Genomic DNA, 21642 nt, shown 5'->3' on the forward strand with positions numbered 1-21642 from the left:
AACTAATCTACGATCGCACCCAGCGCACAAAGCGTTGCTTGTTGGGCAGCGGTCAACCCCACCGCCCCGGTAATGACCATCCCTTCGTAGGGGCGATCGGCTGTTAAAACTTTCAGGCGTTCTCCGGTCTTACTATCCCAGATATAAATCGTGCCGTCATCACTGCAGCTAGCCATTTGTTGCCCATTGTGATTAAACGTAACCATCCAAACTATCTGGTCATGGCCCGTGAGGGTCTGCAAACAGGCTCCGCTCTGCATATTCCATAGCTTTACACTGCAATCCTCGCTACCGCTGGCTAAGACGTTCCCCTCCTGTTCCTCAGTGCAAATAGGGGAGAAGGCGATCGATCGCACCCGATCCCCATGCCCTTCCAGCGTGCGCACACAGTTCCCCGTTTGCAGATCCCACAGCTTGATGGTGCGATCGCCGCTGCCACTCGCCACCAGCTGTCCATCGGGGCTAAAGGCTACCGAGAGCACCCAATCGGTGTGGCCTGCCAGAGTTTGCACACAGTTCCCCGTCGCCACATCCCACAGCTTCACCGTATGGTCATCGCTGCCGCTGGCGATGATGGCTCCCTGGGGATGAAACGCCACCGACTTCACTCGCTGGGTGTGGCCCTCCAGCGTTTGCAGACATTCCCCCGATCGCACGTTCCACAGCTTCACCGTTTTGTCGCTGCTGCCGCTGACCAGGGTTTGGCCGTCTGGGCTGAAAGCGATCGCAGAGACCCACCCGTCATGGCCGTAGAGCGTTTTCACACAGTCCAGAGTTTGGGCATTCCATAGCTTGATGGTGTGGTCATCACTGCCAGTGGCTAAAATCCTCTCTGCCCCTGATGCCCCCCGGCCCCCCGGCCCACCCCCCCTAAACGCGATCGCAGTCACCACATCCCTATGGCCCGGCTGAGTTTTGGTGCAGAGTCCTGATTCCACATCCCACAGGCGAATCTGCTGGTCTTTGCTGCCGCTGGCCAGGGTGCGACCGTCGGGGCTAAAGGCGATCGCCGCCACCCAGTTGCGGTGGGAAGTGATAGTCGTCAAACAATGGCCCGAGGCCACATCCCAGAGCTTTACCGCCTGGTCTTCGCCACCGCTGACTAGGGTTTGCCCATCTGGGCTAAAGCTAACTTGCCACACCTGGTTGGTATGCTCTTGCCAGGTCTTGAGGCACTGGCGCGTCTGCATATCCCAGAGGCGGATAGTTTTATCGTCGCTGCCCGTAGCCAGCTGTTGCCCATCGGGGCTAAAGGCCACGGCCCAAACCGTAGCGCTATAGCCAGGTAGTGTCCCTAGACATTCCCCCGTTTGCACATCCCAAAATTTCACGGTCTGATGGTCGCTGCCGACAGCCAGGGTGGTGCCATTGGGGCTGAGGGCCGCAGACAACAGCCAGTTGACGTGGGTTTCAATAGTTTGTAAACAGTCCCCCGAAGCCAGATCCCAAAATCGGACCGTTTGATCGTCGCTAGTGCTCATTAAGATCGTCTGGTCGGCAGCAAAGATTACCTTCAATAGACGGCTGCAATGTCCTGTCAATGTCTTGAGGCATTGCTGAGTCTGTACATCCCACAGCCGAACGGTATGGTCTTTGCTGCCGCTGGCTAGCAGAGTACCATCCAGGCTAAAGGCGATCGATTGCACATCGCTGGTGTGGCCCCGCAGAGTCTTCAGGCATTGTCCCGTCTGCACGTCCCACAGGCGAATGGTGTGATCGAGGCTGCCGCTGGCTAAGGTCTGTCCGTCCGGGCTGAACGCCACACAGCGCACCCAGGCGGTGTGCCCCTCTAGGGTCGCAATCTGGCGGCGATCGCCCATGCGCCACAGCAAAATTTGCCGATCAATGCCCATGGCCAGTAGGGAACCGTCTGGGCTGAAGTCGATCGCTAACACATCGCCCATGGTCTGGGTAAAGACCGACTGGCTCAGGTCCGCGTGGGCAAAGTTCACCCCCTGTAAGTCCACCCCTTGCAGGTAAACCTGCCACACGGGGAGGTGAGAAAAATCATAGCCGCTCAAACTCACCCCCATCTGATTGAGCAGATTCAGCAGATTACCGGCCCCATAGCCCGGCGTCTGAAACGGTCGCGCCTTGAGCAAAGCCAAAGTCTGATCTAAACAGGCCTGGGCCGCCTGCTGGCCACCCAACCGCTGCTGCAAATGCGCCAAAATCGGCTGCAAAATCAGGCGATATTGAGCGTTGCGTAAATAATCCTTGGTCTGGGCCTGGCTGAGCGCAAGGCTATCTAGCAGGCCGATATCGCTACGGATCAGCTCGTTACAGATCTGGTTAATCAGCCGCTCGGTGACGTACTCCATCACCACCGGCTGCTGGGTAAAGGTGGCCGCCTGACCTGGCGAAGTAGCTTTTTCAATCAGCGACCGCTGCTGCAACGACTCCAGCGATTCCAGCAGATCCCGAGCGGTGGCCAGGGGCAAAATATCCGCCCGCAGTTCAGCGAGCGATCGCCCCTCCCGCGCGATCGCCAGCCAGAGCATCACCTGCTGCTCAAACCCAGTCAGGCGGTTAAACTGCTGCTCTAGCAGGTTAGAAATATCGCCAAAGACCACGGTGCCCTGCTCTAAAAACTGGGCTACATCCCCCCCAAACACCTCTTGAATGGTGGTGGAGACAATTTTTAGGGCCAAGGGATTGCCAGAATAGCGCTCAATCAACAGCTGCAAATTACTCGACAGCGGCGCAACGCCCTTATCTCGCAAAATGGCCTGGGCATCGTCTGAGCCTAGCCCACCTAACCGCAGCGATCGAATCGGTGACGTATGGCTCGTTTTGGTGGCCAACCCCCCCGGCATTTCGCGGCTGGTCAGCACCAAACAGCTCTGGTGCCGACTTTCCCCCACTCGCCGAAACAGCTGACCGTAGGTGTCGTAGCCCGCCCGATAGGCTCTGGCCTGGTCGCCCGTGGATAAAATCGACTCCACATTGTCTAACACCAGTAGGCAGCGAGAGCGCTGTAGCTGGGCGATCAATCGGGTAATGCGGCCTTCGATCGCTTCTGGCAGGTCGATCTCCTGCTGGTCAGACAGCACCATCAGCAGGTCGGCCAACAGGTCGGCCAGCGGTGGGGCATTGCGCAGCGATCGCCAGATCACCACCGCAAATGGGGCCTGAATTTGCTCCGCCAGTTTCACCGACAGGGCCGATTTGCCGACCCCGCCCAGGCCCAGTAAGGTGACCAGGCGGCAGCCCTCCTGCACAATCCAGCGCTCCAGGGTCGCTAACTCTGCGGTGCGCCCGTAGAACACCGAGACATCCATCGCTTCGCCCCAGTCGAGGGTGGAGGGATGGGGAAGGAGGGGAGAGGGGAAGGATGGGGAGGGTGGGGAAGAAAGGGCAGCGGGGGGAGCAATATGGTAGATCGGCAGCGGAGCTTCCAGTCCCTTGATTGCTTGCTTGCCGCCATAGGTGACGGGGATGGGCAGATGGGCGCTGACTACGTCATAGACCGATTGGGATAGGCAAATGCCGCCCGGAACCGCCAGAGATTGCAGCCGGGCGGCCAGATTGACGCTGTTACCCATGACATCGTCATCGCTGTGCACCACATCCCCCAGGTCAATGCCAATCCGGTGCTGTAGAGCATTTTCGGGGGAAAGATTGGTGGCGGTAGCAAGGGCTTGCTGAATGGCGATCGCACAGAGTACCGCCTGCTCAGCACTATTAAAATAAAGCAGCAGCCCATCTCCCAGGTGCTTCAGTACTCGCCCTGCAAACTGCTGACAGAGGGCCTCCATCTGCTGAAAGTCTCGCTGCACCAGCAGCAGGGTGTGCAACTCATCGTCTGACATGCGCTGGGTAAACGACACCACGTCAGTAAACACGATCGCGGCCAGGGTGCGCTGGCTGAGGGGATGGCTGGGTTCTGGGTCAGGGTCAGCGACAGGGCGATCGCTAATGTCTGAGTTGAGATCAGCGATGTCGCTGGAGTTGAGAGAGAGCTTTTCGCACAGCTCTAGAAAGATGGCGCGATCAACCGGTTTGCCCGTGAGAAAATTGCTGACAGTAGCCAGGGACATGCCAACGTCTTCTGATAGTGCCCGCTGGCTTGGAAAGCCACTGCGACGGACAGCTAGCTTTACGGTGTCAATGCACGCCTGACAAACCCTGAGCGATCTTGACATAGTAGATGCATAAGATGCAGCCTTACTCTATCCAAGGGAACAGCATAGAGCAAGATAGTCCTTCCTCACCCCCATAGGCAAAGCAGTGCTCGATCGCCTCCTCGCCCTCAATCACCACCGCTACGCCGAAGAAGTCGCCCAGGGACAACACCCTCACCCAAGACGAACTGCTTTAAGCTAAAACCACCCCCACCAGCCCACCACCATGCAAACTATCCACATCGAACTCCCAGACACCATCTTTTCTTCCCTCCGCAAAGCCCCCCAAGAATTCGTTCAAGAAATGCGGATCGCCGCCGCCGTCAAATGGTATGAACTGGGCAAAATCTCCCAAGAAAAAGCCGCCGAAATTGCGGGCCTCCATCGCGCCGACTTCATCAACACCCTCACCCGCTATCGCGTCTCCGTACTCCAATACACCGCCACCGAACTAACCGAGGAACTGGCCGATGCCGATTAGGCAAGTCGTCATCAATGCCTCCCCCCTAATCGTTCTGTTCAAGAGTGGTCAGGCTGAGTTGCTACCCCAACTCTTCGAGCACATGGTTGTTCCCCAGTCTGTCTATGACGAAATCACCGCCGTCAAGACTGATGCAGCCGCCACCCAACTGCCAACCGTAACCTGGTATAACCAAACCGCAGTACCAATCGATCCAGCGATCCTCGCCTGGAATTTGGGCGCTGGAGAATCCGCTGTGCTCAGCTTTGTCTTGGCTAACCCCGCCTATCGCGCCATGGTTGACAACACCGCCGCCAGACGCTGTGCCCGCGCTCTAGGCATTGCCACCCTGGGGACGGGCGGTGCGATCGTGCTGGCAAAACGGCGCGGCTTGATCACATCTGTGGGCGATCGGCTACAACAATTAAAGGATGCAGGACTTTGGTTATCCGAGGATGTCGTTAACCTATTCAAACAACAAGCCGGGGAAGCCTGATACCCGATATGGCGATCGTGCTCCAACCGACCCCAATCCCTCTCAGGGATTGAAGCGGGGATTATGCGAGATATTCAGCCACCGTTGGAAGGCCTCAACCAAGCTGAAGCCCTCTTAGGGATTGAAATGACATGGGTCAGGTGGAATGTGTCGCAGTAAAGCGGCCCCAACCCCCCTCAAGGATTGAAAAGGGGACACTGAACCTACGCATACCGTTTGAAACGGTGAACCGGATAATGCGCTCTTTGGTCGAATCACTTGAGTTCATCATTCGTCTGCCTCTACTTCCTTGCATACCATGGGTTTCGCCCTGCTGACGGGTAGGGGCAATAGCCCGCTGAGAGCTTTACCGGGGAAGTGGCCGTTGACGACCATATCCAAATCGCTGCTAGGATTTGACCAGCGGATAGGAAAACCGCTGGACGAGAGCTATGGTTGCCAAACTCGCCGCTGGCAGGCTGCTTTGGCTCGGTGGGCGGCTTTAAGAAAATCTGGATCAGTGATGACGGTTTCTGGCTGAGTGAGTAACGGGTGATGCTGTAGTCGGTTACAGCCTGATGCGAACCAGGTATGAGGAGATGCATCCCACAGCCGCACCATGTTGTCGGCACTACCGCTAACGATGCGATCGCCATCAGGGCTGAAGGCCACCGCATTGACCTTTCCCCTAGACCCTTGTAGTGGCCTGCCAATTGGTTGACTGGCCTGGGTATCCCATAGCCGCATGGCCCAGTCATCGCCGCCACTGACGATCCGGAGCCCGTCGGGACTAAACGCGACTGACCTGACCGGGGCTCCATGGTCAATCACTTGGCCAATGAGATGCCCTGTCTCAGCATCCCAGATGCTTACCGTTCGGTCATCACTGCCACTGACGATGCGCTGGCTGAATAGCCTTGAGGCGGGGCTAAAGGCCACCGCATTAACGGGTGCCCCGTGACCTTGCCAGGGTTCACCAACTGGTTGCCCCGTCTGGGCATTCCACAGTTGCACGGTCCTGTCTGCGCTGCCGCTGACGATCCGGAGGCCATCGGGGCTAAAGGCCACCGCATTAACGGATGCCCGATGGCCTCGCAGGGGTTGACCGATCGCTTGTCCAGTCTGAGCATCCCACAGTCGCAGGGTTTGATCGTCACTGCCGCTGACAATGCGTTGACCGTTGGGGCTAAAGGCTACCGCATTGACTGCCGCCCCGTGGCCTTGCAGGGGTTGACCGATCGCTTCTCCAGTCTGAGCGTCCCACAGGCGTAGGGTTTTGTCGTCACTGCCGCTGACAATGCGTTGACCATCAGGGCTAAATGCTACCGCCCTGATGGGAGCATCATGGCCCTGTATTGGTTGGCCAATGGGCTGCCCCGTCTGGGCATTCCAGATCTGGATCACGCCGTCATCACTGGCACTGACAATCCGTTGGTCTAAGCCGTTCACAGTCGTGGCGGTTGCCGGGCTAAAGGCCACCGCATTGACCGCCGCCCGATGGCCGGGCAGCAGTTGATGGATCGGTTGCCCCGTCTGGGCCTCCCACAGCCGCACGGTTTTATCTACACTGCTGCTGACGATGCGCTCACCATTGGGACTAAACATGACGGCAGTAACGGGTGCCCCATGGCCCCGCAGCGGTTGGCCAATCGGTTTTTCGGTTTGGACATCCCACAGCATCACGGTTTTGTCCCAGCTGCCGCTGACGATGCGCTGACCATCGGGGCTAAACGCTACCGTGCTGACGACAACTTCGTGGCCCTGCATCGGTTGGCCAATGGGTTCCCCGGTCTGGGCATTCCACAGTCGCACGGTGGTATCTCCGCTGCCGCTGACAATCTGCTGGCCATTGGGGCTAAAGGCAACGGCACTCACATCCGCCTCATGGCCCCGGAGGGGTTCACCGATGGGTTCCCCGGTCTGGGCATTCCATAGCCGTATAGTTTTGTCGGCACTGCCGCTGACGATGCGCTGGCCATCAGGGCTAAACGCCACCGACCAAACCGCCGCCCCATGGCCCCGGAGGGGTTCACCGATGGGTTCCCCGGTCTGGGCATTCCACAGCCGTAGGGTTTTGTCGGCACTGCCGCTGACGATGCGCTGGCCATCGGAGCTAAAGGCTACCGACCTGACAGCATCCCCGTGGCCTTGCAGGGGTTCACCGATGGGTTCTCCGGTCTGGGCATTCCACAGCTGTAGGGTTTTGTCGGCACTGCCGCTGACGATGCGCTGGCCATCGGGGCTAAAGGCTAAGGCATAGATTTCATCCCCATGGCCCCGGAGGGGTTCACCAATGGGTTCTCCGGTCTGGGCATTCCATAGCTGTATAGTTTTGTCGGCACTGCCGCTGACGATCTGCTGACCATCAGGGCTAAAGGCTACGGCATAGACAGCATCTCCATGGCCCTGGAGGCGGTTGACTTCCTGAGCCACCTGCACGGCGCTGAGGAGACTAGACTGGGTTGTCATCTCTAGGGATGAAAACAGACGACTGCGGTGGGTGGTGTCAATCGCCAGCACCAGGGCCTCCGCTGCATTGGTTGTGGGTAGCCAGTTCAGTACCTTGGCTGCCTCCGCCCGCAAATCGGCGATGGAGGCGCGTTGCCAAGCAAAGCCCGTGATTCCAGTCAGGACCATGAACACCCCGGTAATCGTGCTAACGCTTTTCCCAAACCGTTTAAACTTCTGATCAAAGCTGTGCCAGAGAAAATCGACTTCCAACCTGTTCAGCCAATAGTCGTGGGGTTGAGCCTGCCAGCGACGATAGCCAAACCACCATTGGAATAGATCGCGCCAGGTTTCTGTGAAGACTTTGCCGCAGGACAACTGTAGTGCCGTCGGCAGTCGAGGATCTTCGTGCCAAAGCAGGCCAAAGTCCTGTTTTTTTTGACTGCTGGATTGCCATTTTTCAACATCTGAAGTCAGCTCTCGTTGTAAAAGCAGCACGCCAAGATGCTGCTGCTTCCATGCCAGTAGACGCGTCCAGCCCTGTACGAGGGCATCGTGGGCCGGTTCTTGATAGGGTTGACCTTCGATATCTGTGCCCGATGTCAACAGGCGAGCGGCTTCAAAGCGCTCGATCACCGTCTGAATGCGGCCATTCTCGGGTTCTGGGTAGGTCAGCTCTGTCAGCGGCACGCGCCTGCGGGTCAGTTCTCCCTCCACCGACAGCATCCGCACCATGACATTGCGAATCGTGTATTCGTAGGCCGGGTCTTCCTGTACGAGGGCGTTGTATTCTTTCTCAGCTCGCTGGGTGAGCGATCGCGTCACGCCCCCCAGTTCCTCATAGTCAGACTGAGTGATGGCGCGATCCAGGGTTTCTCCCTGCTCCCGAGCTTTATCCTGGCGTCTGAGATAGTTTAGATAGAGCTCACTGAGAACAAAGGAAAGCAGGGGTAACGCTCCCGGCATATTGGCCACTTCATCGATCAGCTGATCGACCAGCTCGTGGGGGGCAAAATACATCACCCGGGCCGAGGCGGGGGCTTCGATCGCCTCCTGGAGCTCTTCCCGCGACATCGGTGGCACAATGAATCGAGCCGCTTGCCAGATGGGCTCTAGGGCCGTGGTGCGAAACTGCGGCTCAAAGTCAGAGCGCAGCGTTAACACCAGATGAAGCCGGTCAGGATAGCGGTTGATCACCTCTGCAGCCAAGTCTAAGAACTGCTGTCGCTCCCGACTATCTCGGCACAAGGTGATCAGTTCCTCAAACTGATCGACGACCACCAATAGATGACTTTGGGGATACTCCTCAAACCAATCGGCCAGACCCTGGGTGGGGGTTGGCAGGGCCACCGCCGATTCGCTGGGAGCCGCTGCCGGGTCGGCCCCTTCGTCTGAGGCTGTCGGGCTCACGGGCTGAAAGACCGCAGCCAATGTCTTATTTAAGGCTTTAAAGGGCGACTCACCGGGCCGAAAGGGAGGTAAGAGGTACCAGGACTGATCCCGCCGCAGCTTGGGCAGCAATCCGGCCTTGACCAGGCTCGACTTACCCGAACCAGACGCGCCTAAGACCACCGTAAGGGCATGGGCTTTAACAAACTCAGCAAGCTGTCCGGTCAGGACGGTTCGACCAAAAAACAGGTCTTTGTCATCTTCATTAAAGGATGACAGGCCCCGATAGGGGTTGCTAGAGACATCCAGCGGCGGGGCCAGGGGCAGATTCAGCGGATTCCCTGGGGTCAAGAAGATATACTCTCCCTTGTCGTGTTTTTTGAGGGGATAAATTCCAGGGGTTTGCCGGATGGAACGGGCCTCAGTCGCCACCTCGACGCGATCGCGCAGATACATGTAGAGTTCGGTGGCCGTCATCACCCCATCGCCAGCGGGTCGATCTAGATCCGCCGGAGGATAGGCATCGGCCTTGCCCTGGAGCGCGTCGATCAACGCTGCCGCAAAGGGCGAATGGTGGCCAGTTTGGCCGCGATCGTCCTTGAGGTCAAAGGCATCGGATGCGGTCTGATCGTGGGCCGCTGAGGTAATGATTTGCCAGGCCGGATCGTGAATAAAGCGATCGAACCGTTCTTTGTGGATAGTGCTGAGTTCAATGGGCACCAGCTTGCGGGTGCTCGACCAGCAAAAAGCACCGGCAAAGCAGCAGTCTAAAACCCCCAAAAAGTGGCGACAGGGCAGTTGAATCAGGGCTTCGTAGACCCGCGTCATGGGCAGATAGGTGTTGACATCGCCCAGGCGACCATTTTGGGGGATCAGGTAGCCTGCCGGGCCATCGTCGCCGTTGAGGGCAACGCCGTGCCCCGCAAAGTAAAAAATTAAGCGACTGGAGTCAACCCCTTGCATGGCCGCTGGCAGGTCGGTTTCCAGCCATCGCTTGATATTTTCTCGGGTGGCGTCGCTATCCGTAATCAGGTGGACTTGGTAGTGATGGTCCTGCTCTAAGGTTTTTGCGATCGCCTCCGCATCCTGCCGCGCTGTCCCCAGGGCAGGAATACCATCCTGGTAATTGTTAATGCCAATGATGATGGCCAGATTGAGCGTAAAGTCTGCACTTTTCATCGGGCATTAAGGCTAGAGGGTTGGCATCTAGGGAGATCTAAGGCAGGTTACTGGGCAACTACTGAGCGGTCAAAGCGTCTACAGGGAAGCCATGGCGCTAGAGGTATCCCCGCTTACTGGCCTTGAAGACTGGTGAGGCTGCGGCTGGCGACATCGGCACTCAGCCCCCACAGCAGAAGCACCAGATAGTCAGCCATGGGGCGCGCGCCAAAAAATTCGCCCTGCTCAATGTAGAGGGTGTTAAGCCCGACGATGGTGAGCCCAATTAATAGCACCAGGTAAAGCAGCGGCCGCACAAACCAGTAGGTGGCTTCAGCCCTGGCTTGGTCAGACAGCCCCACCAGCGCTACAAAAAACTGCTGAACTCGCTCAAGCTTGGTCAGGGGTGGCGGGGTTTCGGCTTCGGCGATCGCGTTGCGGGCACTCTTGTCGAGGTTAACCGCGGCGTCGAGCAGGGTCTTGCCCATTTGCTCAGCGGCGGGGTCTGCACTGCCTCGGCTTTGGGCACTGGCCGATTGCAGCATTGAAGCCACGACGGTCGTGGCTTCGTCATCTTTGCCCTGGGCCAGCAGGTTGCGGGCTTTTTGCAGGCTCTCCCAGGCTTCAGGCGGGATCACATCTCCCTGCTTTTGCTGGTCGTAGAGCTGGTCTTCAATCACCCGCAGCTGCTTAAGCACCGCTAACCGACTCTGAATCAGCGTCACCTGGGCATCGGCGGCTTCGAGCTGCTGACGGTAGACGAGCTTGCGGGTCTCGGCCACCATGGGCCGCAAGATTTGGCGATCGCCCGGCGAGAGCGCTTTAATGTCGGCTTCGAGGCGGTACACTTTTTCGCGAATTTCGGCCTGGGGGCCACCGACTTCTTGCATGTACTTAACCAAGCGCCCCAGCAGCACCCCCAGGAGAATGATCACTATCGGCAACAGCGGCCCGCTGCGCACGCTCAGGTTGATGGGCAGCACCAGGCGGTTGCTCTGGGCGGCCTGGGTGAGGTAAATGGCTCCCACATATTGCTCTGGGGGCATGGCCGAGCGATCGAGGGTGAGGGGAATTGAGGAAATGGCCTGGGGCGGCAGGGTGATGGTTTCGTTTGGCAGGGCCAGGGCCTGGCTGGACAGGGGATATTGGGTCAGATTGCCCTGCACCACCACGGCGGTGTTGAGGATAGTGGCCGGGGCGGTGGTGGGGTTGTCAAACCTAAGCTCAAGCTGGTTGAGGTGGGCGCTGGCGGGCAAGAGGCGCTGGGCCAAAAAGCAGTCTAAGGCCCAGCTACAGTTGACCAACCGCAGCTGAATCTGCTCGGTGCCCTTGAGGGGAATGATGGGGGCTTGAGTGTCACCTTCAAAGGTCACGGGGGGAGGTGCCGTCAGCGTTGTAGTCTCTGGCTCAGGGGCGTCGTCGGCAGCGGTTTGTGCCCAGGCGATGCCCTGGGTGAACAGTAGAGAAACGAGAGCAATGACCAAAACCCGTTTCATTGAAGCTCTCCCCTGATGACTGACTGACTCGGTAGATTTAGTCAGCTTATCGAATTATGGATCGGCAAAAATAAGCTGCTTTTTGACTACCCCTAATTGGGGCAAAAAATTTGGTTGCACCGAGCGCGAAAAACAATAAATGCAAAGAAGTGTAAAGAGAAAGAGTGGAAGAAAGGGAAAGAGCTATGCAAAAGCCTTGATTGCAACACAAACTACTCGAATACCAATGAAGCTGGCGGATTCGTGCGGATCGTCGCTGCTACGATGGGCAGAGCGGCAAACCACTGGTTCACCAAACCAAGAACCGCCGCGTACGCAGTGTTCTACATCCTCGACGGTATCTTGATCTATCCAAGCACTACCGTCAGCGGGGGCACCTTGGTAACTGCCATGTCGGTGATCTTGGCACCACTCTTCTACATTGCCGTGCATGTCGTAGAGGCCAAACCCGTTGGGGGCAAAACTGCCTACATCGGTTGTCTGCTCTCGGTACTTGCCTTTAAAACCAGCGCCGTAGGTGCAGTTGCCATCGTAATTTGCCAGATCAGCCGTAATTGTCTCACCAACATAAAACGGGGTCGTCGTCCCAGCCCGGCAGGCATATTCCCACTCGGCTTCGCTGGGTAACCGATATTGTCGGCCCGTTTTTCGAGACAGGCGATCGCAAAACTCTGTCGCTTCATGCCAAGAGACCTGCTCAACAGGGCGGTTAACGCCCTTGAAGTGAGAAGGGTCAGGGTTCAAATCGAGCTTGACCTTTGGCAAGTGCGCTACGGTAAACCACTGCTCCTGGGTAATGGCATATTTGCCCATGTAAAAAGGGCGAACCTTAACCAGGTGCTGTGGGCCTTCACTATCATGTCGTTCTTTCTCATGACTGGGCGAGCCCATAGTGAAGATGCCGCCCGGTATCGCCACCACCGCTAAACCTATACCCTCCTCCAGTTTCTCCCAGAGATAGTCTGCCTTGCCATCCCGGTAGCTAATCTCAAGGCTTGATGCATCAGAAGAGAGCCCTTCCGTTACAGCTACCGCCGCAACCTTAAAAGAAAAAGACTGGGTGAGAATCGCCGTCTTCTCTACCTCAAGAGACTTATCAATTTCTAATAAAATCGTCCGGCGGGCTTCTTCAGCTAGAGATTGGTCAGGCGCAGCGCTATTGCCCGCCAAGCTCGATGTCAGAGTCTTTTTGATCTTGAGAATGGGCTTCAGGTGTTCTAAAAGCGGGGTCTGGTTAATGGCGTCAACCACCTCAGCTTTTCGTGCCGCATCCCCCACCGCCGAGCGCACCTTAGAGCTGCCCGAAATTTCGAGCTGAATGACGTTTTTGCCCAGCTCAAACGATCGCTCTATCGAGCATTCGTAGCCCAGACCGCGATAAAACCCCTTAGCAAAGGCGATCGCGGCATCATCGCGAATCTCCTGGTTCATGCCAATCACATAGTCAATGTGTTCGACAATAGCGTCGGCCTGCGCTTCGGAATAGCAGGCATTGAGCAGCACACAGCCCACGTCATTAGAAAACAGCCTGAACAAACCAGACAGGGCCTCTGTACGCACCCACTGTTCGCTGCCGTCACTGCCTTCAAAGACCAGCCCTTCCCGGCCACTGCCATGGCCACAAAAATGCACAATCTGCGGCTGGTGCCTCAAAAACAGGTCTTGCAGATCTCCGACACGCACTGCCAAAGCATCTTCTACGTCAAAGTCCTGACGGTTGCGCGACTTCTCGATCACCTCTTTCAAGTCTCGTATCTCGCGATCGAGGTTGAGGTCGTTGCGCGGGTTAGACGCCAGGATGAGGATCTTCATAGAGGAGTCGCTAATTGTGGGCTTGGGTAATGTGGTGGGCCATGGTCAATTATCCACCGATCGTAAAGCTAAATTTCTTGGCACTTCATCGCATTTTACAATGACTACAAAAATTTGTCGGCTTGCTTCAAGGCATGATTGTAGTAATTGCTATATTCAACTCGTTTTTCTTGGGCTAGCTGATAGCAGGTACAGCTTTGAGGAGTTTCTTTCATTAAATCAGCTGCTCTAAGCCAAAGTGAAGCAATACTGAGCCAAGCATCATGGGAGTTTGCCTCCGCTGGGTCTTCATTGTGGCAGGCTTTCGTCTGCACCGTTTTCTTATAGTCGGTTAAACAATTGGCGATATCAACCGCCTGTCTGAAAGACGCTCTGCTAGCCATCAGCGCGGCTGTATTCTTATTGGTTTCGTACTCGTCAATTTTATATTGCGCCTGTTTAAATAGAGTGGTGTCATTCTCCGATATTGTTTTAAGCAGGGCGATCGCTTCCTGCCAAAGGCCTTGCACTCTCTCCCACGTAGATAAGGAGTTGTAGTCTCCTGCCGATTCCTGGGAAAGCTCCGCCGCTTGGTAACCTTTGTGCAATGCTTGAGAATAAGCTAAATAATTTTTGTAATCAACTAATTCATTGTCTTCAGGGCTAGGCGAAACTGTTTCTAATTTAGAGATGGCTTGATTCCATTTTTGAATAATCTGCTCCAGAATGTCAGTATTTAGCTCAGACGAAGCCATCATCTTTTCGGCCTCATCGGCTATTTTACTCGCCTCATCTCTGGCAGTATTGCTATCAATTGGCGTAGTTTGGTTAGGTGGAGTTTTTAGTTCCCCGACAATAAAGGGAAGCCGATTTATGCCAATTATTGAGGCCGTCAACAACAGTAGCCCAGCACATATCAGGGCGATTGTGCCCCTGCTTTTGGCTTTGTCAGCGGATGGTGTCTCTGCTTTGGCCAGAGATGCCCGAATTTCAAGCTCTATTCTCTTCCGCTCTGCCTGGGATAGGCTGGTCTCAGAACTTTTCACTTTCGCCGCTGACTTAACCGGATTAATTCTTAAAATCGGTTTGAGATGTTCTGGAATGGTTATATCTTGGGCTTGATTGAGGATCTCAGCCTTTCGTAGTGAGGTCGCGGTTGCCGATCGCGTCTGAGAACTGCCAGAAAGCTCTAGCTGAATGGCGTTGCAGCCAAATTCAAAGGCTTGTTCGATGGTGCAGTTGTAGCCTAGGGCCTGGTAAAACCCCTTGGAGAATGCGATCGCAGCGTCGTCTCTAATCGCCTGGTTCATGCCAATCACATAGCCGATGTGGTTGACGATGGCATTGGCCTGCTCTTCGGAGTAGCAGGCATTGAGCAGCACGCAGTTCACCTGGTTAGCAAGCAGCCTGAAGAGATCAGATAGGGCCTCCGTGCGCACCCACTGCTCATCCCCATCACTGCCCTCAAAGACCAACCCCTGCTGACCACTGCCATGGCCACAAAAGTGCACAATCTGGGGACTGTGCTTGAGCAACAGGCCCTGCAAATCTTCTACCCGCACGGCCAAGGCATCTTCTACCTCAAACTCCTGCCCGCTGCGCGATTTCTCAACCACCTCCTTCAGATCTCGAATTTCGCGATCGAGGTTGAGGTCTTTGCGCGGGTTCGACGCCAGGATGAGGATTTTCATGGGAGTTTTGTCAACTGCAAGAACTCATGACCTGCGGGCGGGCTGACCAGTGAGAAAATAGGCTAAGGCTAGAGGAAATTCAGAGGCATACAATTCACACCCATTGGAGTCTAACTACAGCGGCTATGGAGCCTATTCCCTATGCTTTCTCCCCTGTGTTCTAGTTTCAGGCATGGCCGTTGCCATCGTGATGAATGTAGCTAAGCTTCAAACTTCGGCACCGTCTACGCCAAAAGCAGCCCAGAGCTGGCTCCTGTTCTGAGCTAGAGCGCCCTGGCCCGACTCGTAGGCCGCCCCAGGGTTTTGAATGTTGCCCTGCCTGGGCAAGATTTGGCCCATGCGGTTGAGCCGCCCGGCCCCAAGGCGCGATCGCATCGCCGTCTTGGCTATATCTGGTGAGCAAGTGGAATGTAGGATGGCCTCCTCGCGATGCATTGCTGCGCGTTGGCGGACTGCAATGCCTCTATAAACCGGGTGTAACCAAATAGGATGCGGTATTATACTGAATCCTCCCTGGCTACCCCCGATTGGGCTGGGCAAACACCGTTTGCCCCTACGCGATCCACCTGTGTGGAATCGGGGGTAACCGATTCGGATTTGGTATTACATTCCATCACCGCTCTATAAGAATCTGAACCTGTTTCGTTACCCAATCCTGCTTGGGGTCAACCACCATCGTTGCCGCCCGCGTCACATTGGGCGCATTAACCAGATCGGCCCCGATCATCTTCATCAGGTTATTCAGTGGGTTAATGCCTTCGGGTTCTCCCAGGCTGCGGGTCGCTTCACCTCCCAAAGACTCCTCTAACGCTGCTCCCCTGGTTGCAGGCGGTTCATCCAGCGCGGGCAGCGTCAACCAGCGAAAATCCGCCAGCCCCTTCTGCACCGCAAACACCTTCAGTGTTTCCTTCGCCTGGTGATAAGCGTCATCATCCGGCAAACTCATCGCCAGTTTGACCTCTTCAGTGGCCCCGGCATCCAGGTTAAAGAAGGGTGACTCCAGCCCGCCCAAGGGTATTTGTGAAACCGCCCAGGTCGGCTCAATATCCAGCACAGCCACTTTGAGCGGTTGGGTGCCTTTATTGGTTAAACGCAGACAGATAATATCCCCCGCCTGAATCACCGGATTTTGCGGGTCATCAAAGGCTGAGTCATCGTCCTTAACAAGCTCAACGGTGAGCAACGGGGCCAGCTTAGAACTGGAGTTATCCAAACTTTGCACTGCTTGATACTTGGCCAGATGCACTAAGCGATCGACCACCTGTTTGGGGGCCGTTGCCTCGGTAAAGGCTAGCAGCGGCCGCAGGTTGGGAATTGGCATGCCGTTCTGGCAGATCTCGTAGTTACCCTCGCGATCAAGCGCCACCTGGTAGGTGGCAGATTCGCCCTCTTGCACTTCCACCACCCAGCCATTGCTGGCGAGCGCTTGTCGAACCCGGTCTAAGGCCTCAGTTTGCTGCTCCACCAGGGAAGACGGCAGGTCATTCTCTTGATCGCCTGCAACCTTTTCGGCAAAGAAGCGCACCCGCTGAATCAGGTCCACTGGGGCCGATATCATAATGGCCGGGGCACCGGGCTCTAGGGTACCGTTTACTGGAATGCCACCCGCTTCTGGCGTCAAGATTCTAGCCGTAGATTCAGAGGCATCCACCTGGGTCAGTTCAGCGATCGCCACCTGCTTTGCCCGATCGGTAAAGTCTGTGGTGCTGAGGGGATAGATCGAGAACCGAGTCCCCTTGCTGAGGCCCTGAGCCTGCCCGGCATTGATCGTGATCTCTGTCTCTGAAGTGACTTTAATCACCGCGACAGTAAACGGGGTAGACCAGCGATCGCTGCCAAACACCAGGCGATCGCTCTCGCCCACAATCATGGGAATTTGCTGAGCAAACTTGCTTTGCACCTGGGCATTAATGCGATCGTGCAGCAGCTTGTAGGTCAGCGGTTGGCCGCTGGTGGCCACGCTGGTGAGCGTATCAATCATCCAGTAGGTCAAGGCACCGTGGCGTTCTGACCCGCCGTTTACGGCATATTCGTAGGCGTACTCGTTGGGGCGACAAGCCGCCAACAACACATAGTCTCTGGCTTGCGGTAAGCCCCCTGCACCTACGGCACTATTGCGGGTCACGTCTAGCCAGTTTTGCTCCAGCTCCTTGGGGTCAGCGACTAGACTTTCCGATGTTCGCTGTGCCACATCGGTCTGCCCCGCACTACGGATTTCGGCATCCCCGCGAGTTGACCCACCCGAATGGCAGCTGTCGAGCACCATGGTCACAATGATGCCCTTATCGGTCATGCGCTTGAGCAGCGTCGTCATCTCAACGTCGCGCAGATAGCGCCCCTCTGCCGAATCGCCAATATCCATGGGCACAATCCCTTCATCGTTCGGCTCCTGCTTGAAGGGGTAAACCGTTGTCGCCCGTCCGCCATGCCCAGAGTAGTGGATATAGACCTGCTCTCCCGGCTGAACGACTTCTGTTAGCACCTTAAAGGCATTAACAATATTCTCGTAGGTGGGTTCCTGGTCTTGATCTGAACTCACCAATTGCAGCGCCGTGTCCTCCTGATTGGGAGATATCAACTTGCGGATTTGCTCTACTGGAACCTTTAACGTCTCTGTTAGAAAGGTCTCCACCAGATTAATGTCGCGCACTGCTCCCTTAAGATTTTTATAGAGTCGATTGGGTTTATAGGAGTCAATTCCAATCAGCAGGGCATAGATAACAGGTATTTGGTCTGACATAAATCCTTCCTTGGTGTCCCTTTCCTGACGCATTTAGAACGGTGCCGCTTCAAAACAGATCGAGGATGTTGATCCTTGAGTAACGACCGTTTGAGCAGCACCGTATTTTCAGCGATTCGCTACTTTGCGCCTGAAGCTAGGCCATTGCAGCTAACGTACTTGGCCCGACAATGCCATCCGCAACCAGACTCTTCTGCGCTTGAAACGCTTTGACGGCTTTATCGGTGCCCGGCCCAAATTCACCATCCACGCCAACATCAATGCCTGCGGCCTTTAACATCTCCTGAAGTTTGGCCACATCAGATCCCTCCATCCGAGGACGGCTAAGACGTAAGAGTCTAGGCTGGTCATCCCAGGGCGCTTTCTCAAAACCCACAGCCGGTGACATACCCAGGCGCTTGCCAGTTTCGTTGCCGTAAGCGCCATCTTCGGTGAGCTTGTCGTTGGGGTTATTCTTATTCCACAGCACTTGAAAGGCCAGTATGGTGGCTTGCCGCAGGTCTTTAGCCCCGCCCCCTTTGTAATCAACATGGGGCGGGTCACCCGCCAGCGGCTGCCAACCCTGGGGTTGCAAAAACTGAAGCCAGCCCGAGCGATCGTTAATATCCAGCGCCAAACCACTCTGGTGATTGCTTGTACCGGGCTTAGCGACAGGGTTGCTATTGTTACCCCGCCAGTTATACAAAAGAAACTGCTGGGCGATCGTTCTATAGGCCGAATTCACCACCAGTTTGGTCCCGCGAGCCTCAATCGCTTTCCGCAGTCCTTCCTTACCTTCTGGAGGAACAAAAGGATAGGCGGCATTGCCCAATTCCACATTTAGATCATCGAAACTCACTAAAGCGTTAGGCGTAATCAAGTTGATTTGATAAATTAGCTGTTGAGACAATCCATTGGCGACTGCCGTACTCCCTTGGGGAGCATCCTTTAACAGGCCAGCAAAACCTCGCGGGGCTGGTGCATTGTCTTCAAAGTCATTAATCTCTTCACAGAATTCTATTTCTGATTGCCCTGTCAGATTTGTATCTTCAGTTAACTCGCTCATGTTTCACCTCTGGATAATTTCAAAAATCAACTTACAAACCTAGAGCTTTCAGGGTGTTGCTTCCGGCGACACCATCAACAGTGAGCCCCTTTTGCTGCTGCACACTACGCACAGCGTCGTCAGTGGCCTTGCCCAAAAAACCATCGGCCCCGGCTGGGCCAAGATCAAAGCCCTGCTTAATTAAAGCTACTTGCAGGCGCTTCACATCATCGCCCTGCATAATTGGATCGGTTAGTTTTAGGGAACGCTGGGCTGCGGAAGCTTCAAAAACATCTACGGGGCCGTCATAGTTGCACAATGGCTCCCAAGGTTGGCCATTAAATAAAGCTTGCTCAGCCAAACGACGACGGGTGAGCCCCAGCCAGGGTTTACGATTTACTTTATTCCAGCGAGGGAACTGTTGGGCAGCGCCTGGGTAATCACCCAGGGTAAGCGCAAGAAAACTATCGATACATTGTGCTAGGTTGCGAGCCCTGCAGCAAGGACAGTGAGCATGTAGTCAGGACTCATTGAGGCTCGCTTTGCCTTCTGCTTAAGACTTCGTTTTTTTGAGGTTTCTTGGTTCAGCACACTGATGGCCAAGCGCCTCAGGAGCGCCATATTCTCGCCACCGTGGCCCCGCCTGATGCGAGACTTATCCTCGCCCCAGGTGACATCGAGCACCCAATGGAGTTGATTTTCGATACCCCAATGGGTGCGAATCGCCCGGCCAGCCATGGCGGCATCACAGGGCAATGACGTGAGATAAACCATCGTCTCTCGGGTGATCTTGTTCCAGAGATGTCGGACTCGCTTCACGAAGACGATGGTTTTGAGGCCCACCCATTGCTCGATTTGGTGTAGGTCTCCCATGGCGGCGATGGGTACAGCCCACACCTGCCGATGCTCCCGCCGATGATGGCCCGACTCCACCCGAGCGTCATAACTGTGCTCTAGAGCGGTAAAGTTACCGGCTTCAGCCTGCTCAAACCAGGCCGTGACCTCGGCCCACAGGGTGGGGTGATTGGCCTTGAGACAGAGGACATAGTCGGCCCCGTGCCCAACGATCTCACGAGCAATTTCCTTCTGGGTGCCCATGGCATCGAGGGTGATGATGCAGCCGCTGATATCGAGAAGTTTCAGCAACGCAGGAATGGCGGTGATCTCGTTGCTCTTGGAGGCAACTTTGACTTGCCCTAACAACAGCCGATGCTCGCTGGCCCAGGCGCTGACGACGTGGAGCGCAGACTGCTTGGCGTTGCGGTCATAGGAGCCTTTAATCGTCTTGCCATCGATGGGAATCACTTGGGCTCCACTGCTCTCAACGATCTGCTTCACCCAGCCCAGAAAGCAACGCTCTAGGGCTTCAGGGGCCATCCGCTCGAACAAACGACGATAGGTGTCGGCATGGGGCACGCCGTTCGGTATCGAGAACAGGGTACTCAGCCACGCCTCGTGACTCTCGGCATAGGTTTCGATGTCCTCCCACCCCGTCGCGCCGCCGATGACGGCCAGAATCGCGATCATCACAATGCTCAAGAACGGGTGCTCTACCCCTTGACTGCCACGCGGGTCTTCTAGTTCAGCAAAGTGTGATTCCCACTGCTGCTGAATGGAGTTAGCATCGGTAGCCGCGCTCAAGGGTGGCTTGGTCTGACCGGCTTTAGCCGTCTCTTCATTGGGAGCAAAGCCTTGGCTCATGGGGACTCGCTAAGGGTCGCAGTGATAGCATGCCCCTAGCATGTCACAGACCTATTTTTCTTGCGCTTACCCTGGGTAATCACCCTGGTTTAATAGCTTCAGCAAAGTAGAGTCGCCAAACCCGTTTTTCCCAGGCCCTACGTTAAAACAGAAGCACACCAAAGCCGAAAACTGGTCATCACTTACACTGGTCTTAACCGCAGCTTCTACGTGATCCTCAAATTTTTCTAAATCTTCTACTAAAAACTGATCGGCCTGTGCTTGGCTAATCGTCATGCCGGGGGTGACACCTTTGATGTGACCATAGCCAATGGTCCAAACACCACTGCCGTCATCGTAGGCTTTTAACTCACAGCCTTCAAACGCCTTTAGCAACGTCAATCCCTGGGTATTTATATGACGCCCACCTCGCCGTGTTACAACATCAGGGGGTTGTTTGTCTCCGGGGGCGATCGTAAACATTTCAGCGAGGCTAAATTGCAGAGCCTCAATGAGTAAATTAATCTGTCCCTGGGTTTCTATTAATTTTACTGCTTGGTCATCTTCATATTCATACAAACTACCGTCGGCGTACAGTTCAAGTGTTCTGACCATTTTTTTATCATCTCCTGATGACTAGCTTAGATACTCTCATGGGCCCAAGGCTAGGATTTCAGTTCTTCATATTTTTATAGTTAGAACATTCTCTGGTTGTAAAGATTCAGGGAGTTACGCAGCCAAAGGGGTTTCCTCTTCTGCTGGGGTTTGAGGCAGTAGGTCAGGGTGCTCATGCCCAAACCGTTCTGCATGAATAGCTTGGGTCAAGAAGTCCAACACATCCCGCTGTTGCATTTGCAGTGAGGTGACCACGGTTAACCTGCGAGCAACAAACTCACTCCCCGTTTGAGATTGAGCACCAAAACTGATGCGACGCCAGATCACAGCGGGACGCAATGCACGCTCTGCGACGTTATTGGTGGGTTCCACTCCCATGATCTCGACAACCATCCACATGTCCAACTCAATAACCAGGAGTTGTCTGCAGGTGCGCACCGTTTTGGCCAGTGGGGTCTTTCCCTGGGCTCCAATGTCGTAGCTTGTGGCCTCTTGAAGCCATCGGTTGACCTCCACCTGGAATGGCTGAACCGCCTAGCGGAAGGCCTCGC

Annotated in this window: 14 protein-coding genes and 1 pseudogene; 2 read left to right on the top strand and 13 right to left on the bottom strand. The window is 55.5% G+C overall.

Annotation, left to right across the window (positions count from 1 at the left end; all coding sequences use genetic code 11):
* Positions 1-2: 2 nt before the first annotated feature.
* Positions 3-4040 (bottom strand): WD40 domain-containing protein, encoded by a 4038-nt coding sequence (locus LEPTO7104_RS0128650; RefSeq protein WP_017302018.1) that lies wholly within the window; start codon positions 4038-4040, stop codon positions 3-5.
* Positions 4041-4350: 310 nt separating this feature from the next.
* Between LEPTO7104_RS0128650 and LEPTO7104_RS0128660 the strand changes: the two genes are divergently transcribed.
* Both LEPTO7104_RS0128660 and LEPTO7104_RS0128665 read left to right on the top strand, forming a co-directional pair.
* Positions 4351-4605, top strand: coding sequence for a UPF0175 family protein (locus tag LEPTO7104_RS0128660; RefSeq protein WP_017302020.1), 255 nt, complete (start codon positions 4351-4353; stop codon positions 4603-4605).
* On the top strand, positions 4595-5080 hold the full coding sequence (locus LEPTO7104_RS0128665; protein WP_017302021.1) for a PIN domain-containing protein: 486 nt from the start codon (positions 4595-4597) through the stop codon (positions 5078-5080). The genes LEPTO7104_RS0128660 and LEPTO7104_RS0128665 overlap by 11 nt, the downstream gene beginning before the upstream one ends.
* Before the next feature lie 429 nt (positions 5081-5509).
* Here the strand turns inward: LEPTO7104_RS0128665 and LEPTO7104_RS35840 are convergent, their stop codons facing one another.
* From LEPTO7104_RS35840 to LEPTO7104_RS0128720, 12 genes and pseudogenes are all read right to left on the bottom strand, one after another.
* The gene (locus tag LEPTO7104_RS35840; RefSeq protein ID WP_017302022.1) at positions 5510-10075 is read right to left on the bottom strand and encodes an nSTAND1 domain-containing NTPase; all 4566 of its coding nucleotides are present in this window, start codon (positions 10073-10075) and stop codon (positions 5510-5512) included.
* Positions 10076-10188: 113 nt separating this feature from the next.
* The gene (locus LEPTO7104_RS35845; protein WP_017302023.1) at positions 10189-11550 is read right to left on the bottom strand and encodes a hypothetical protein; all 1362 of its coding nucleotides are present in this window, start codon (positions 11548-11550) and stop codon (positions 10189-10191) included.
* Positions 11551-11733: 183 nt separating this feature from the next.
* Positions 11734-13362 carry an SUMF1/EgtB/PvdO family nonheme iron enzyme gene (locus tag LEPTO7104_RS39580; RefSeq protein WP_017302024.1) on the bottom strand — a complete coding sequence of 543 codons (1629 nt, stop codon included), beginning with the start codon at positions 13360-13362 and terminating at the stop codon, positions 11734-11736.
* Positions 13363-13466: 104 nt separating this feature from the next.
* On the bottom strand, positions 13467-15032 hold the full coding sequence (locus LEPTO7104_RS37540) for a CHAT domain-containing protein (protein WP_017302025.1): 1566 nt from the start codon (positions 15030-15032) through the stop codon (positions 13467-13469).
* Positions 15033-15239: 207 nt separating this feature from the next.
* On the bottom strand, positions 15240-15407 hold the full coding sequence (locus tag LEPTO7104_RS40620; RefSeq protein ID WP_017302026.1) for a hypothetical protein: 168 nt from the start codon (positions 15405-15407) through the stop codon (positions 15240-15242).
* A 238-nt stretch (positions 15408-15645) separates the two neighbouring features.
* Positions 15646-17772, bottom strand: a complete 2127-nt coding sequence (locus LEPTO7104_RS0128695; RefSeq protein WP_017302027.1) for a caspase family protein — start codon at positions 17770-17772, stop codon at positions 15646-15648.
* Positions 17773-17908: 136 nt separating this feature from the next.
* The gene (locus LEPTO7104_RS0128700) at positions 17909-18817 is read right to left on the bottom strand and encodes a peptidoglycan-binding protein (RefSeq protein ID WP_017302028.1); all 909 of its coding nucleotides are present in this window, start codon (positions 18815-18817) and stop codon (positions 17909-17911) included.
* 31 nt (positions 18818-18848) lie between these two features.
* On the bottom strand, positions 18849-19157 hold the full coding sequence (locus tag LEPTO7104_RS39585; protein WP_083887202.1) for a peptidoglycan-binding domain-containing protein: 309 nt from the start codon (positions 19155-19157) through the stop codon (positions 18849-18851).
* A gap of 3 nt (positions 19158-19160) precedes the next feature.
* Positions 19161-19268, bottom strand: a pseudogene (locus LEPTO7104_RS43905) (glycoside hydrolase family protein); the annotation flags it as partial.
* A gap of 8 nt (positions 19269-19276) precedes the next feature.
* Positions 19277-20497 carry an ISAs1 family transposase gene (locus LEPTO7104_RS0128710; RefSeq protein WP_017297687.1) on the bottom strand — a complete coding sequence of 407 codons (1221 nt, stop codon included), beginning with the start codon at positions 20495-20497 and terminating at the stop codon, positions 19277-19279.
* 66 nt (positions 20498-20563) lie between these two features.
* Positions 20564-21091 (bottom strand): lysozyme, encoded by a 528-nt coding sequence (locus LEPTO7104_RS37545; RefSeq protein ID WP_017302030.1) that lies wholly within the window; start codon positions 21089-21091, stop codon positions 20564-20566.
* 114 nt (positions 21092-21205) lie between these two features.
* A complete protein-coding gene (locus LEPTO7104_RS0128720) occupies positions 21206-21607 on the bottom strand; it encodes an IS66 family transposase (protein WP_017302031.1) in 402 nt (133 codons plus the stop codon).
* Between the last annotated feature and the right edge of the window lie 35 nt (positions 21608-21642).

The sequence above is a fragment of the Nodosilinea nodulosa PCC 7104 genome, from assembly GCF_000309385.1.
Classification (GTDB): domain Bacteria; phylum Cyanobacteriota; class Cyanobacteriia; order Phormidesmidales; family Phormidesmidaceae; genus Nodosilinea; species Nodosilinea nodulosa.

Coding starts and splice junctions, on each gene's coding strand:
- LEPTO7104_RS0128650 (WP_017302018.1), bottom strand. CDS start 4,040: ATGTCCCTGGCTACTGTCAGCAATTTTCTCACGGGCAAACCGGTTGAT.
- LEPTO7104_RS0128660 (WP_017302020.1), top strand. CDS start 4,351: ATGCAAACTATCCACATCGAACTCCCAGACACCATCTTTTCTTCCCTC.
- LEPTO7104_RS0128665 (WP_017302021.1), top strand. CDS start 4,595: ATGCCGATTAGGCAAGTCGTCATCAATGCCTCCCCCCTAATCGTTCTG.
- LEPTO7104_RS35840 (WP_017302022.1), bottom strand. CDS start 10,075: ATGAAAAGTGCAGACTTTACGCTCAATCTGGCCATCATCATTGGCATT.
- LEPTO7104_RS35845 (WP_017302023.1), bottom strand. CDS start 11,550: ATGAAACGGGTTTTGGTCATTGCTCTCGTTTCTCTACTGTTCACCCAG.
- LEPTO7104_RS39580 (WP_017302024.1), bottom strand. CDS start 13,362: ATGAAGATCCTCATCCTGGCGTCTAACCCGCGCAACGACCTCAACCTC.
- LEPTO7104_RS37540 (WP_017302025.1), bottom strand. CDS start 15,032: ATGAAAATCCTCATCCTGGCGTCGAACCCGCGCAAAGACCTCAACCTC.
- LEPTO7104_RS40620 (WP_017302026.1), bottom strand. CDS start 15,407: ATGCGATCGCGCCTTGGGGCCGGGCGGCTCAACCGCATGGGCCAAATC.
- LEPTO7104_RS0128695 (WP_017302027.1), bottom strand. CDS start 17,772: ATGTCAGACCAAATACCTGTTATCTATGCCCTGCTGATTGGAATTGAC.
- LEPTO7104_RS0128700 (WP_017302028.1), bottom strand. CDS start 18,817: ATGAGCGAGTTAACTGAAGATACAAATCTGACAGGGCAATCAGAAATA.
- LEPTO7104_RS0128710 (WP_017297687.1), bottom strand. CDS start 20,497: ATGAGCCAAGGCTTTGCTCCCAATGAAGAGACGGCTAAAGCCGGTCAG.
- LEPTO7104_RS37545 (WP_017302030.1), bottom strand. CDS start 21,091: ATGGTCAGAACACTTGAACTGTACGCCGACGGTAGTTTGTATGAATAT.